Origin of the sequence: Nocardia sp. NPDC058244, from assembly GCF_042882065.1 — a bacterium.
Taxonomy (GTDB): domain Bacteria; phylum Actinomycetota; class Actinomycetes; order Mycobacteriales; family Mycobacteriaceae; genus Nocardia.
Map to the genome: position 1 here is coordinate 192,856 of NZ_JBHVWX010000007.1, position 13,514 is coordinate 206,369.

At 70.2% G+C, this 13,514-nt stretch carries 12 protein-coding genes; 6 read left to right on the forward strand and 6 right to left on the reverse strand.

What is annotated here, in order from left to right; genetic code table 11:
• Window positions 1-46 precede the first annotated feature (46 nt).
• The 3 genes from ACFVW6_RS23075 (at window position 47) to ACFVW6_RS23085 (ending at window position 3,026) form a co-directional block, all read left to right on the forward strand.
• Complete coding sequence (locus ACFVW6_RS23075; protein ID WP_378829656.1) at window positions 47-1,054, forward strand: helix-turn-helix domain-containing protein; 1,008 nt, start codon at window positions 47-49, stop codon at window positions 1,052-1,054.
• A gap of 72 nt (window positions 1,055-1,126) precedes the next feature.
• On the forward strand, window positions 1,127-2,068 hold the full coding sequence (locus ACFVW6_RS23080; protein WP_378829658.1) for a nitrilase-related carbon-nitrogen hydrolase: 942 nt from the start codon (window positions 1,127-1,129) through the stop codon (window positions 2,066-2,068).
• Window positions 2,069-2,126: 58 nt separating this feature from the next.
• Entirely contained in the window at window positions 2,127-3,026 is a 900-nt protein-coding gene (locus ACFVW6_RS23085) for a helix-turn-helix domain-containing protein (RefSeq protein WP_378829660.1), read from the forward strand.
• A gap of 543 nt (window positions 3,027-3,569) precedes the next feature.
• Here ACFVW6_RS23085 and ACFVW6_RS23090 read toward each other — a convergent pair.
• Window positions 3,570-3,905: a metal-sensitive transcriptional regulator gene (locus ACFVW6_RS23090; RefSeq protein WP_357346508.1), complete on the reverse strand. Its 336-nt coding sequence runs from the start codon at window positions 3,903-3,905 to the stop codon at window positions 3,570-3,572.
• Window positions 3,906-4,049: 144 nt separating this feature from the next.
• Here ACFVW6_RS23090 and ACFVW6_RS23095 point away from each other — a divergent pair, with 144 nt between their 5' ends.
• Window positions 4,050-4,859, forward strand: coding sequence for an S-methyl-5'-thioadenosine phosphorylase (locus ACFVW6_RS23095; RefSeq protein WP_355271387.1), 810 nt, complete (start codon window positions 4,050-4,052; stop codon window positions 4,857-4,859).
• On the opposite strand, the gene ACFVW6_RS23100 is transcribed toward ACFVW6_RS23095, so the two are convergent.
• Window positions 4,860-5,840: a GAF domain-containing protein gene (locus ACFVW6_RS23100; protein WP_378829664.1), complete on the reverse strand. Its 981-nt coding sequence runs from the start codon at window positions 5,838-5,840 to the stop codon at window positions 4,860-4,862.
• Between the two features lie 116 nt (window positions 5,841-5,956).
• Between ACFVW6_RS23100 and ACFVW6_RS23105 the strand changes: the two genes are divergently transcribed.
• Window positions 5,957-6,517: an NADPH-dependent FMN reductase gene (locus ACFVW6_RS23105; RefSeq protein ID WP_378829666.1), complete on the forward strand. Its 561-nt coding sequence runs from the start codon at window positions 5,957-5,959 to the stop codon at window positions 6,515-6,517.
• Window positions 6,518-6,521: 4 nt separating this feature from the next.
• Here the strand turns inward: ACFVW6_RS23105 and eccE are convergent, their stop codons facing one another.
• Window positions 6,522-8,165: a type VII secretion protein EccE gene (gene eccE / locus ACFVW6_RS23110; protein ID WP_355271392.1), complete on the reverse strand. Its 1,644-nt coding sequence runs from the start codon at window positions 8,163-8,165 to the stop codon at window positions 6,522-6,524.
• An 83-nt stretch (window positions 8,166-8,248) separates the two neighbouring features.
• Here eccE and eccB point away from each other — a divergent pair, with 83 nt between their 5' ends.
• Entirely contained in the window at window positions 8,249-9,736 is a 1,488-nt protein-coding gene (gene eccB / locus ACFVW6_RS23115) for a type VII secretion protein EccB (protein WP_378829669.1), read from the forward strand.
• Here the strand turns inward: eccB and ACFVW6_RS23120 are convergent, their stop codons facing one another.
• From ACFVW6_RS23120 to eccD, 3 genes are all read right to left on the reverse strand, one after another.
• Window positions 9,737-10,504, reverse strand: a complete 768-nt coding sequence (locus ACFVW6_RS23120; protein WP_378829671.1) for a potassium channel family protein — start codon at window positions 10,502-10,504, stop codon at window positions 9,737-9,739.
• Between the two features lie 65 nt (window positions 10,505-10,569).
• Complete coding sequence (mycP, locus tag ACFVW6_RS23125; protein WP_378829674.1) at window positions 10,570-11,970, reverse strand: type VII secretion-associated serine protease mycosin; 1,401 nt, start codon at window positions 11,968-11,970, stop codon at window positions 10,570-10,572.
• Complete coding sequence (gene eccD, locus ACFVW6_RS23130; RefSeq protein WP_378829676.1) at window positions 11,967-13,433, reverse strand: type VII secretion integral membrane protein EccD; 1,467 nt, start codon at window positions 13,431-13,433, stop codon at window positions 11,967-11,969. The genes mycP and eccD overlap by 4 nt, the downstream gene beginning before the upstream one ends.
• Between the last annotated feature and the right edge of the window lie 81 nt (window positions 13,434-13,514).

Here is a 13,514-nt window from a genome sequence, read left to right on the forward strand (position 1 = left end):
CGACGAGTCTTACGTCGTGTGAATACGAATACGACGAGGTGTCCCCATGACAGTCGATGTTCCGGCAGCAGTTGATCGTTCCCGTCTTCCCGGGGTGCTCGCCGTCGGCGCCGACGCCGGCGCCGGGGAACAGTTCCAGCAGTGGGAAGCCATGCTGACGCAGACCTACGTGCCGCTGGCCGCGCGCCCGGCGGGCGCGGAATCGTTCCACGGCCGCATCGCGCACCACGCCTATCCGGATTTCGGCCTGTCCCGGCTGACCTCGACCGCCCAGGAGGTCACCAGGACGCGGTCGCTGATCGCGCGGGCAGCAGAGGAGTATCTGCTGGTCAGTATTCACACCGGGGGATCGGCCGTGCTCAGCCAGCACGGCCGCAGTACCCGGGTTGCGGTGGGGGAAATGGTGTTCTACGAATCGAACGCGCCCTACGAATGGCGGGTCGGCGAGGACATCGAGCAGGTCATCGTGCAGATCCCGATGGACGCCGTGCACCGCAGGCCGGGCATGTCGACGGTCCGGATCCCGACCGCCCGCACCATTCCCGCCGACGGGCCGGTCGCGATCGTCAGCGGGTTCCTGACCGACCTGGCGCGCTTACAGGATCGCGACACCGCCCAGGCCGCCGCGCTCACCGAAACCGCCATCGACCTGCTCGCCTCGGCGGCCTCGCTGGTGGCGGGCCGGCCGCTGAACCGGCCCGCGGAGAATTCGCTGACGCGCGAAGGAGTGCTGGCCTATTTGCGGGCCAACTACACCGATCCGGCGCTGACGATCGATTCCCTCGCGGCGGCGTGTTTCGTTTCCCGGCGGTCGGTGTACCGCGTGTTCGAGGAGCACGGTGAATCACCCACCGATCTGCTGCGGCGGCTTCGTGTGCGGCGTGCGTGTGGAATGCTGGTCTCCAGACCGGACCTGACGTTCGCTGCCATCGGCGTGGCGTCGGGCTTCGCCACGGAACGGCAGTTCTACCGGGCCTTTCGTCGGGAAACAGGCCGGACTCCCGGGGAGTATCGCCGGTTTGGCACGGACGGTCAGTCGAGTGGCACGCTATGACAGTTTATGTCCGCGCTATCTGCGAGAGAGTGAATCGAACACCTTTCAAGGATTGAGCGACAAGGGGTCACGATGTTTGGTCGGGTACGCGTTGCTGCGGTGCAAGCCGAGCCGAAGTGGTTGAACCTGTCCGCCGGGGTCGAGCAGGCCATCGGGCTGATCGACGAGGCCGCTGACGGTGGTGCGCGGCTGGTCGCGTTTCCCGAGACATTCCTGCCCGGATTCCCGTGGTGGATGTGGCTCAACTCGGTCGATTGGGGCGAGGAGTTCCTCGCGCGCTATCTCGCCAATTCGCTCACCGCCGACGGCCCTGAGTTGCGTGCCATCGCCTATGCCGCGCGCCGCAAAGGCATTCACGTGTCGATCGGTTTCGCCGAGCGCGCGGGTCGTGAGGTGTTCATGTCGCAGGCGCTCATCGACGTGCAGGGCGAGATCTCGGTCGCCCGCAAGGGGGAACCGACCGGCCTCGAGCGCACCGTCTTCAGCGCCGCCGACGACGAGGTGCTGGTGCGCGACACCGAACACGGCCGGATCGGCGTGCTCGGCGGCGCCGACCACATGCGCCCCGCGCTGCGCGCCCGCATGCAGGAGGAGCGCGAACAGATCCATATCGCGTCCTGGTCCGGCTTCACCGTGTACTACGGCGAGGGCAAGGAATGGGGCCCGGAACTCAATACCGCGGCCAGCGTGCGCTACGCGATGGACGGCGCGGCCTACGTGATCGCCCCCGTCGCCGTGGTGCCGGTCGCCGGCTGGGAAGTGGTCGACGCCCGCCTGCCCGATCGCCGGCTGCTGCGCGGTGGTGGCGGTGTCTCCCGCATCTTCGGCCCCGGTGGCCTGGAGCTGGCCACCCCACTGGCCGAGGGCGCCGAAGGCCTCCTCTACGCCGACCTCGACCTCACCCGCGGTCTGCGCCCCACCCCGCCCACCTGCGGCGAGCGCGACAACTTCCGGGTACCCAGCGGCCGGGTGGCCCGCCGGGAACCGGTGCGGGCCGAGCTGGCGGGCGCCTGAACGGGCGCACCGCCCGCTGGTCGAAAGAGGCTTGCGCAGCGAGGTTTTCGCTGGTCCGGTGGCCTGCGATCGATGGGAGCGGCCGGAACCCCTCGCCGTCCACCCCTACGCGGATCGCCCCTTCTACGGCCGGGTCGTCACCAGGGCGCTCGCCGGCGCGCCCGACTGTCACCTGACGACGCTCACCGGCCGCAATCACGAATTCCGCCGCGACACCGGCCATATCGCCCGATCCGGTGAGCAGTATCTGCTCGTCGGCATTCAGACCGAGGGCCGCGCCCGGCTCGACCAGGACGGCCGCTCGGCCCTGATCCTGCCCGGTCAGATGACCTTCTTCGACACGTCGCGGCCCTATCACTGGACCGAGGGGGAGCGGTTCGAGCAGGTGAACGTGCAGGTGCCGATCCGGCTGCTGCGCGAGCTGCCCGGACTCGGCCGGCTGGCCATGCCGACCGCCGTCACGCTGCCCGCGACCGGCGCGGCCGGGGTGGTCGCCGCCTTCTTCCGTGACCTGGCCCGGCTGCAGCAGGACGCGCCCGACCAGGCCGACCTGCTGGCGCGCGGTGCCGTCGACCTCTTCGGCTCCGCCGTCCTGCTGGCCGCGGGCACCGCGCCCGTCGACACCCCCGGCGCGGCACTGCACCGCGAGCACGTCCTGGCCTTCCTGCGCGAGAACTACACCGATGCCGACCTCACCGCCGACGAGATCGCCGCGGCCTGCCATATCTCCCGCCGGACGCTGTTCCGCCTCTTCGACGGTCCGGGTGAGAGCCTGCACACGACCCTGCGCCGGCTGCGTATCCGCCATGCCGAGAAGCTGATCGCCTGCGAGCGGTTCCACGCGCCCGCCGCGGTCGCGTTCGCGTCGGGGTTCGCCTCGGAACGGCATTTCTACCGGGTCTTCCACCAGGAGACGGGGATGACTCCGCGCGAGTACCGGCGGACCCACCTCGCCTAGCCATCGGCTGGCACTGGTTGTCAGTGGGATGGCGCTGCAGGTCTGTGGATCGCCGTAGTCGCTGCACGACACTGGATCTCACAGGCGAGTACAGGGGAGCGAGCACCATGGCGATTCGGGTTCGCGCCGCGGCCGTGCAGGCGGAGCCGACGTGGTTACACCTGCCCGACGGGGACGCGCAGACGATCGACTTCATCGAGGACGCGGCGGTGATCTGGCGAACGCGAGACCGCCCGACGGCCGGGTCCTGGTGTCGCACAGGCAATCACCCACCTCGCTGGAGCGGGAGGTGTTCGCCGACGGCATCGCGCCGCCGGTGGTGCACCACACGGAGCTGGGCCGCATCGGTGTCCTCGGCGGCACCGATCATCTGTGCCCGGAAAGGCGCGTGGACCTGTGGCGGGAGCAGGTCCACGTCGCCGCGACCTGGTTCGGCCGCTGCCACCCGGTCGACCCGGGCTGCTGTTCGCCGACTTCGTCGTCGACGAGTCTGCCAACCCGTGGACGGACGGTCAGGGATTCATGCGGGCCTGCTGAGGGCGGTCAGGAGCGGACCAGGCGCGCGATCGCGTCGGTCGCCTCCTTGATCTTGGCCTCGGCCTCGGGGCCGCCCGCTACGGCCGCGTCGACGACGCAGTGCGAGATGTGGTCCTCGAGCAGGCCCATCGCGACGGCTTGGAGCGCCTTGGTCATCGCCGAGACCTGGGTGAGGATGTCGATGCAGTACTTCTCCTCTTCGACCATCCGCTGCAGGCCGCGTGACTGGCCCTCGATGCGGCGCAGACGCTTGAGGTAGTCCTCTTTGGCGGTGATGTAGCCGTGGCCCGAATGGCCCGTGTGCTCGCCGCCGGTCGTGGTGTCGGGGGTGGGTTCGGTCACCGGAGGTCTCCTCGCCTGACGGGGTGCTCGGAGTACCGAGCTGATACCCCCCTAGGGTACAGTTTCCGGCGGGAAATGTCAGATGCGGCCGGTGTCGCGGTCCCGGTGATGCGCGCGACCTGCCCGGACGGGAGAATCACCGGTATGAGTTCGCTTCCCCGGCCCGCACTCGCCGTCATCGGCGGCAGCGGTTTCTATGACTTCTTCGACAACGACGCGGTGCACGTCGAGGTCGACACACCGTACGGCGCGCCGAGCGCCCCGGTCGCCATCGGCGAGGTCGACGGTCGCGCCGTCGCGTTCCTGCCGCGGCACGGCAAGCAGCACGAGTTCGCCCCGCACACCCTGCCCTACCAGGCCAACATGTGGGCGCTGCGCTCGCTCGGCGTGCGCCGGGTGTTCGCGCCGTGCGCCGTCGGCAGCCTGCGCGCGGACTGGGGGCCGGGCACCGTCGCCGTGCCCGATCAGCTCGTCGACCGGACCTCGGGCCGCCCGCAGACCTACTTCGACGGTGGCGGCGTGCACGTCTCCTTCGCCGACCCCTACTGCGACGACCTGCGCACCGCCGCGGTGAAGTCCGCCGGTGACGATCTGCGCGTCGAGGATTCCGGCACGATGGTCGTCGTGCAGGGCCCGCGCTTCTCCACCAGGGCCGAGAGCCGCTGGTTCGCCGGGCAGGGCTGGGACCTGGTCAACATGACCGGCCACCCCGAAGCCGTGCTCGCCCGCGAACTCGAGATGTGCTACGCCGCGGTCGCTCTCATCACCGACCTGGACGCGGGCCTCGAGGAAGGCGACGGCGTGCACGCGGTCGACGTCTTCGCCGAGTTCAAGAAGAACCTCGGCCCGTTCAAGGAACTGCTGCGGCGCGCGGTCGCGGCGGTCGACGGCGAGGACACCTGCGAGCGCTGCCGGGTGCACGCCGGGGTGTCGCTGCCCTTCGAACTGCCCTGATCACCGCGCCGGCGCGGTGACCTGCAACTGAGCCAGCACGAACGCGGGCGCCGCGCCGTCGGCGCCCGCGGGCAGCGGCGTCACCTCGACGTCGGCGATCAGCCAGCCGCCCGACTCCGCCGCGAGCCGCACCCCGGTCATGCCCGCGCGCGCCGCGCCCGCCAGGATCTCCGCCCTGGCCGCGACGATCCGGGCCCGGTCCTCGGGGTGCGGGATCAGCCGCTCGTCGATCCCGCGCCAGCGCAGGCCGGGCACCGGCTCGGTGACCCAGCGCACCTGCCGGACCTGCGCGGTGTCGAGGATGCACAGATACAGACCCGGCTGGGTGTCGCGCAGCAGCGCGAGCGTGGCGGCCTCGAAGGACTTGGGTTGCGGGGCGATGCTGTCGGTGACGTCCACCGTGAGGCCACGCCACGAGAACCGCTGCGCCGCGGTCCCGTTGCGAGCCGCGACGAACAGCGACCGCGGCCCCGCCGTCGAGTGCACGGTCGCGATGGCCGACCACCGGCTGTCCGGTTCCGAACGGGTCAGGGCGGCAACGATATCCAGCGCGCGATCGAATCGCTCGATCCGCTGGAAGGCTTCGGCGCCGGTGAATTCGAGCGGCACGGAACCGAGATGGGCGCCGAGCCCGGCGGGCCGGGTGTGCACCACCCTGGCCTGCGCGTCGACCCGGAACATCCCGACCCCGAGATCGTCGGTGGGCGCCTGCTCACCCACCCAGACCTTCACCGCGTGGGTCCCGGCACCCGGCCAGACCACCGGCTCGGCCCGTAACCGCAACTCCGACCACGGCTGCCGGGATTTCGGCAGCACCCGGTCGACCGGGGTGCCGGAATCGTGGGCGGTGGCGATCATCGGTTGCAGTGCGGCCGGGATCGCGCGCTGATACGACGCCCACTCGCGCGGCGTCGTCCCCGTGCTCAGCATCGACCACGTCGCGCCGAGCGTCTCGACCAGCTGCCACTGCCCGATGATCACCTGTGCTGCCCCCTTCGTTCACTCCCCACCTGCGGATATCGAACCAAATCGCCTGCGCCCATCGTGCCCGATCCGCCGCGCGCCGCGGGGCGGGGGTCCATCGATAAGCTCGCGGTATGGACACACCGTTGCGGTTGGAGGTCGTCGTCGCCAGTACCCGCCCGGAGCGATTCGCGCCCGTGGTGGCCGACTGGTTCCTCGGTGTGCTCGCCGAGCGGCCGGAATTCGAGGTCGGGGTCCTCGATCTGCGTGACATCGCCTTGCCCGTCGACCTCACCGAGACCCCCGAGGTCGACGCGTTCCGGGAGCGGCTCGCCGCCGCCGACGCCTTCGCGGTCGTCACCTCCGAGTACAACCACGGATATCCCGCGTCCCTGAAAACGGCCCTGGACAGCGCCAAACGGGAGTGGCGGGCCAAACCGATCGGCTTCGTCTCCTACGGCGGACTCTCGGGCGGCCTGCGGGCCGTCGAGCAGTTGCGTCAGGTGGTCGCCGAACTGCACATGGTCTCGGTGCGCGAATCGGTGAGCTTCGCCCAGGCCAAGCGGCGCTTCGGCGCCGACGGCAGCACCGACGACCACGCCGCGATCGACGCGAGTGCACGGATGCTCGGCCAATTGGCCTGGTGGGGACGGACTTTGCGGGCTGCCCGCAGCGCCGACCCCTACCCGGGCTGACCGGTCAGGCCGGCGCCATCGTGCGCTGTCCGCGCGGCTGCCCGATGTAGGTCGCCTCGCGCGGGATCGACACCAGCGTGAGGTTGACCCTGGTCGTCCCGGTGCGCAGCACCACCCGGTTGCCGATCGCGCCCGGCTGGAAGATCTCCAGGTCGGGACGGGAAGCGGGCCAGCCGTTCGGATCGCCGGTCAGGTAGATGGTGGTGACACCGGCGTGCGGTGCAGGCGCCAGCACACCGTCGACGACGGTGGCGGTGAAACCCGCGTCGGACTGGTGCGTTTCGACCGCGATGGTCAGGCGCTCCGGATTGCCGACCGTGCTGACCAGTTGCTCCCAGGCGTGCGCGCGATCGGTGCGCACCAGCACCCGCTCGCCGACGGCCAGCGCGCGGAACACCAGCTGCTGGGCCAGATACAGCTCGCCGGCCACGTAGACCGAGGAGATACCGGCGCCGATGATCCTGGTGGCGACGCCGTTGCCCTCGTCGTCGGAGCCGAGCAGCTGGCCGCAGCCCGCCGACGGCAGGTGCAGCGCGCCGATGACATCGATCGGGTACTCGGTGGTCGGCACCGTGTCGTCCACGCCGGGCACCGCGAGCGGCAGGTGCGCGAGCAGCGCGTCGCGGTGGCGGCCGTTCATCGAGACCATGCCCTTGGTCGTGGTCTTCTCCGGCAGCTCACGCGCGGTCAAACGCCATGCGGCACCGACACTCACCGACTCGGCGTCGCTGCCGGGCCGCAGCCGCACCGCGACCGTCGTGCCGCGCGAGGGCGCGACCCACAGCTGGGCGAGCAGATCCGAACCGAGCTGCTTGGGATCCACCGCGCTGCCGATATTGACGGTGTTGCCGATCTCGGCGAACTTCCACCGCTGGGTCAGCGTGCGCGGGTCGAGACCGGCGGTGATCTGCTGGACGGCCTTGCGGATCTCCGGCGCGGTGAGGATACGAGCGCTGCAATCGGCGTCTTCGAGCGTGCGCATGATGCGCTGGGTGGCGATGGTGACCGCGCGCGACGCGCCGTCGGTTCCGCCGCCGCGCCGGGCCGTCGCGTCGGGGCACTGCACCGAGTCGTAGCTGATCGCGAGCCAGACCGTGCGGTGCGCGGTCGCGGGCAGCGGGCCGAGCAGCGACTCGTAGATCGCGCCCGCCGGTGTGCCGGAGCGGCTGCGGTGCCCGTGGCTGATGATGTCGATGCCGCTGAGCAGGATGTCGTGCTGGTGCAGGCAGGCGGCCAGCTCGGGCAGGGGGAGCAGGTGGGAGGCGTGCACGGCGTTGCGGGCGATCCTGGTCAGCCCGCCCTTGGGCGGCAGCACCTCGACCACGGTGACCACCCGGCTGCCGTCCCAGTACAGGCCGAGCGAGCGGCCGTCGGTGTCACGGAAGTCGACGGTGTCGCCGAGGGTGTATTCGCGCTTGCCGAGGTAGCGGCGGATGGTGCCGAGCCAGTCGAACACGGTGCGCTTGCCGATCGGGATCAACGGGATGACCGCGACGACGACCGCGATGCCGAGGGCGGGGAAGGGTCCGAGGCCGCAGACCAGGGCGATGAGCCCGACGGTCAAGCCGAGCACCTGCGCGATGAGCAGCTGCGCCAACGAGATGCGACCGAACAGTGGACGTGGACCAGCACCGGTGTACTCGGCCATTGGTTCCTCCCCCGAATGTGAACAAGTGCTGCCGGGAACTGTACTGTGTTGCCCGGACGAGAGCACTGTTCGGGGGAGGAACCATGCCTTCAAAACCCACTACACGCTGGCAGGTCAGCGGCTACCGCTTCCTGGTGCGGCGGATGGAGCACGCCCTGGTGCGCCGGGATGTGCGCATGCTGCACGATCCGATGCGCGCCCAGTCCCGGGCCTACGCGGTGGGTTTGGTGCTCGGCCTGGTGGTGCTGGCGGGATGCGGCATCCTCGCGCTGTTGCGCCCGCAGGACAAGATCGGCGACAACAAGATCCTGATCGGCAAGGAATCCGGTGGCGTCTACGTCGTCATCGAGAACGTCGTGCACCCCGCGCTCAACCTGGCCTCGGCCCGGCTCGCCGCCGGGGAGGCGGCCAAGGCCGTCATCGTCAAGGAGTCCGAGCTCGGCAAGAAGCCGCGCGGTCAGCTGATCGGCATCCCCGGTGCCCCGACGTCGCTGCTGTACGACAAGGACGGCAAGGGCCGTCAGTGGTCGGTGTGCGATCAGCTCAAGTCCGACGGCACCGCCGATCTGACCACCTCGGTGCTGGCCGGTTCGCTCGATCTCGGCGACAAGGCCTCGGTGCTGCCGTCGAACAAGGCGCTGCTGGTCAAGGCCAAGGACGATGTCTTCCTCGTCTTCGACGGCAAGCGCGCCAAGGTGAACATGAGCGACCCGGCGGTCACGCTCGCGCTCGGTATCGCCGGTGTCGTCCCGCGCACCATCAGCGAGGGCGTGCTCAACGCGATTCCCGAGGTGCTGCCTGTCATCTCGCCGGTCATCGCCAACCCGGGTGGCGTGCCGACCTACAACGTCAGCGGCCACCGGATCGGTGATGTCGTCCAGGTGTTCAACGCGCCGAACCAGGACTTCGTCGTCCTGCAGGACGGCCTGCAGCCCATCTCGGCCGTGACGGCGCAGATCATCCGCAACTCGGTCAACTCGACGATGGCGGGCACCACCATCCAGAACACCGAGCGGGTGAACGCGCCGGTGTCGCAGGCACTGAAGGTCGACAACTACCCCAAGGAACGGCCGACCCTGGTCACCGCCAAGGACCAGCCGGTCAGCTGCCTGTCCTGGAAGCCGATCCCCGGCGCCATCGACAACAACGACGCCACCGCGCGCGCCGAACTGACCGTGCTCACCGGCATCGACCTGCCCATCCCGGACAAGGCCAAGCTGGTCAGCCTCGCCCAGGCCGACGGCTCCGGCCCCAAGGCCGACTCGGTCTACATCCCGCCCGCCTCGGGCGCCTACGTCCAGACCACCGGCATCGAACCGGACAGCCGTCGCAAGGACAGCCTGTTCTACATCGCCGACACCGGAGTCCGCTTCGGCATCAAGAACTCCGACGCGGTGAAGGCCCTCGGGCTGGAGAACGTGAAGGCCGAGCCCGCGCCGTGGCCGATCGTCGGGCTGCTCGCCGGCGGCCCGAGCCTGGGCCGGGAGGACGCGATGGTCGCGCACGACGGCGTCGCCCCCGACTCGTCACCGGCCAAGCAGCCGGTGGCCACCGTCGCCAACAGCAAGTAGTCAGCCGACGGGCGGCGGCTGCGACCGCGCCGCCCGCAATTCGGCGACCTCCGAACGCAACTCGCGCACTTCGTCGACGAGTTCGGCCAGCGTGCGCTCGGCGCGGTCGGTCGCGTCGTCGACGGTCTTGAGCTGCTCGACGACCCAGCTGGTCATGGTGCCGATGGCGAAGGAGATCAGGCCGATGCCCAGCGTCATCAGGACCAGCGACACCAGCCTGCCCTCGGCGGTCACCGGGTAGACGTCGCCGTAGCCGACGGTCGTCACCGAGACCGCCGACCACCACAGCGCGTCACCGAAACTCTTGATCTTGCTGTCGGGCGCACCGAATTCGGCGTCGAAGAACGCCAGGCTCGACAGCAGCAGGATCAGCAGCGAACTGGTGCCGACGAAGGTGACCAGCCGGGTCCGCGGATGCGTCGCCCGGTTGAGCGTGTCGAGCAACAGCAGCGCGGCGCGCACCAGCCGCAGCGGGCGAAACGGCGGCACCAGCACGACGAGCAGATCGAGCGGATGCTTGCGGACGAACCGGCGCCGATCGGTGGACAGCCGCAGCCGGACCGCGAAGTCCACCGCGAACACCGCCCAGATCCCGATATCGGCCCACACCAGGCAGGCGTCCAGCGTCGGCGAGGCATCGGTGTCGAGCACCCGCCACGCGTACAGCAGCAGGAACAGCACGGCCAGCACCATCATCGGCAGGTTGGTCGCCTGCTCCCACCGCTGTCTGCGGGTCTGCGGGCGCTGCTCTGTGGTCAACGGATCCATGCTGCTACCTGGGTCGACGGGCTGCGCGGAGTGCGCTGAACCAGGACGGTACCGCGTCGGCTACCTCAGGTGTCCTCGCGGACGCCGAACCGACGCCGGATCGGGAACGAGGCGAGCATGCCGAGCACGAACAGCAGCCCGACCACACCCGCGCCGATCAACCCGACGTTCCTGGCCGTGTTGTCCGGCACCGGTGCCGGCGCGGGCACCGCGAGCTGCACCTGCTTGGCCGGTGACGGCCGCTTGGGCGGCAGCGGCCCGGTGACCTCGGCGGTGAGCGCCGCGATCGGATCGACGCTGCCGTACCCGATGTACTGGTTCCAGCCCTCGGCGGGCGCGTGCGCGGTCGCCTGGATGCGCTTCATCACCTCTTTGGCACTGAGCTCGGGGAACCGCGCCCGCACCAGCGCCACCACGCCGGACACCAGCGGGGTCGCGAAACTGGTGCCGCTGATCGGGCCGGTCTGACCCTGCTGGTTCACCGTTCCGGTCGCGGTGCCGGGTCCGCGCGGGTTCAGCGACGTCATGTTCTCGCCGGGCGCCGCGACGCTGAGCCACGGTCCGGCGACGGTGAACTTCGACGGTGCGCCGTTCGCGTCGATCGAGCCGACGGCCAGCACGTAGTCGTCCCAGCGCGCCGGGCTGACGTTCATCGAGGTCTTGGTCCACGGGTCCGCGTTCGGCTCCAGCGGGTCGACCACCGTGTTCGCGGTCTTGCAGGTATCCGAATTGCCCGCCGCGACAACGGGAACCGCGTTCTTCACCTCGACCGCGTACTGCAGCGCCGCCCCGATCGCCCGGTCGTTGACGTCCTTGTTGGTGCCACACCACACTTCGGAGACATTGATGACGCCCGCGCCCATATCGGCCGCGCGCCGGATGGCCGAGGCCATCGTGTTCAGGTTGCCGTAGCCGTCGGGCAGGTCCTCGGGCGCCTTGTTCCGGTTGGCGCCTTCCTTCTGATACATCTTGCTGGTCTGCCGGATCGTCAGGATCCGAGCCTCCGGGGCCACCCCGGCGAAGCCCTGACCGGGCACCTGGGTCGCCGCGATCAACCCGGCCACGAAGGTCCCGTGCGCGTCGCAATCCTCGGCGCCGTCACCGGAATTGGCGACGAAGTCACCCGCCGCGATCATGTCGGGCAGGCGATCGTGCCTGCTCACGCCGGTGTCGATCACCGCGATCAGTTGTCCGGCGCCGCGGGAGAACTCCCACGCCCGCGCCAGATCGAGGGATCGTTGCGCGTCCGGGATGGCGGGCCCGTCGCCACCGGTGGCCACCGTGGTGCACACCGCGTTCGAACCGACCTCGGTCTTCTCCGGCGGCGCGGCCGGATCACCGGCGGGCAGGTTCGCTGGATCGGCGGCGGGCGGCCGGTCGGCCGAGGCGGGCGCCGCGCCCAGCCCGAACGACGCGCCGACACCGAGCGCCACGGCCGCCGCCGCGACGCGCAGGCTCGCGTTCACAGCCCGCGGACGAGGGAGTAGAGCTCGGCGACCCAGAACACCAGCGGCAGCACCGCGGCGACGAACGCGTACTCGACCAGCTCGACCGCCCGGCGCATCGGCGGCGTCGCCGATTGGTTCGGCACGATCAGGCCGATCACCAGCGCGGCGACCAGGATCGCCAGCGCGGCACCGAAAACCACCAGCGGCTGGCGCATTTCGAGCGCGACACCCACCAGCATGATCAGCACGATCGACGCGCCGCCCGCGATCAGCACGATCGCCTGTTCGGCGCCCGCGTAGGTGCGGCTGCGGAACATCAGCACCGCCGCGCAGACCAGCGCGAGCGCGATGCCGGGCCAGTACGGGTCGTCCGCGGTCGCGTCGATCGCCAGCAGCGCGCCGACGACGGTGACCAGCGTGGTCGCGGTGACCAGTCCGGCGAGGTAGTTGCGGGCCCGCTCCGACCTGGCGCGCAGCGCGTCCAGGGTGGGCAGCGCGCGGTGGTCGTCCGGATCGTCCTCGGTCGGGTCGATCGGGGTGCCGGGGGAGGGGACCGGCGGCAGCGGCAACTTCGCCAGCAGCATCGACACCCGCGGCGACAGCGAGAGCCCCGCCAGCCCCACCGCCGCGACGACGGCACCGATGGCCTTGACCGGCTGCTCGGTGAGCAGCCCGACCAGCGCCGCCGGAATGACGAACACCGAGGCCGCGGCCGCGCCGATGAACAGCGCGAGGCCGACCCCGGTGACCCGCCAGGCCAGCACCGCGGTCGCGCCGAACAGCGTCGCGCCGAGCAGCAGATGCGCCCAGCCGTAATGATCGGGGACCAGCAGCATGCCCGCGGTGAACGCGGTCGGCAGCGCGCAGCCGCCGAGCACCAGCGCGGCCGAGGTGTCGCCGTACATGCGGCTGAGCACCGTGCCCGCGACCACGCACAGGATCGCGACCAGCAGCGCGAGCGAGCCGGTCACCCAGAACGGCAACGCGTCCGGGGCGGCGAGCAGGCCGAAGCAGCCGACCAGCATGGTGACCGCGGCGAGCACAGAACCGGTGATGCGCGCGGTCTTCGGGGTCCAGCTGCGGTAGTGATCGGCGTCGGCGATCGCGACGTTGTACATGATGTCGTCGAACAGCGGCGTCGGCGCGGTGTGCGAGGCGCTCTCCAGCATGAGGAGTTCGCCGTCGCGCACCCCGTGCTCGCCGAGGCTGAGCGAATTCGAGAACGGCGGATGACCGATGCGCGCGAGCACCCATTCGGCGGGCTCGTAGCGCTCGCCGTCGTTGTCGAAATCGTTGGACCGGCTGTGCTGAGCGACCATGTCCACCACGCTCGGAATGACGAGCGCGACCGGCACGTCGACCGGAATCGCCATATCGACCTGCGTGTGCTTGGCCAGAATCGTCACTCGGGCCAGATCCGGTGCGCGAACAATGCCGCGCGCGGAATCCTCCTCGAGATGATCGAGTCGCGCGTGCGTCAAAACTCCCCCAACTCCGTCTCTACCTCGTGTTTCCGCTCGACCCCTCGGGCGATCGACAGTTTGCGGAACTCACCGTTCGGA

Excerpts from the sequence above, each read along its gene's own strand:
- ACFVW6_RS23075 (WP_378829656.1), top strand. The coding sequence starts at position 47 with ATGACAGTCGATGTTCCGGCAGCAGTTGATCGTTCCCGTCTTCCCGGG.
- ACFVW6_RS23080 (WP_378829658.1), top strand. The coding sequence starts at position 1,127 with ATGTTTGGTCGGGTACGCGTTGCTGCGGTGCAAGCCGAGCCGAAGTGG.
- ACFVW6_RS23095 (WP_355271387.1), top strand. The coding sequence starts at position 4,050 with ATGAGTTCGCTTCCCCGGCCCGCACTCGCCGTCATCGGCGGCAGCGGT.
- ACFVW6_RS23105 (WP_378829666.1), top strand. The coding sequence starts at position 5,957 with ATGGACACACCGTTGCGGTTGGAGGTCGTCGTCGCCAGTACCCGCCCG.
- eccE (WP_355271392.1), bottom strand. The coding sequence starts at position 8,165 with ATGGCCGAGTACACCGGTGCTGGTCCACGTCCACTGTTCGGTCGCATC.
- eccB (WP_378829669.1), top strand. The coding sequence starts at position 8,249 with ATGCCTTCAAAACCCACTACACGCTGGCAGGTCAGCGGCTACCGCTTC.
- ACFVW6_RS23120 (WP_378829671.1), bottom strand. The coding sequence starts at position 10,504 with ATGGATCCGTTGACCACAGAGCAGCGCCCGCAGACCCGCAGACAGCGG.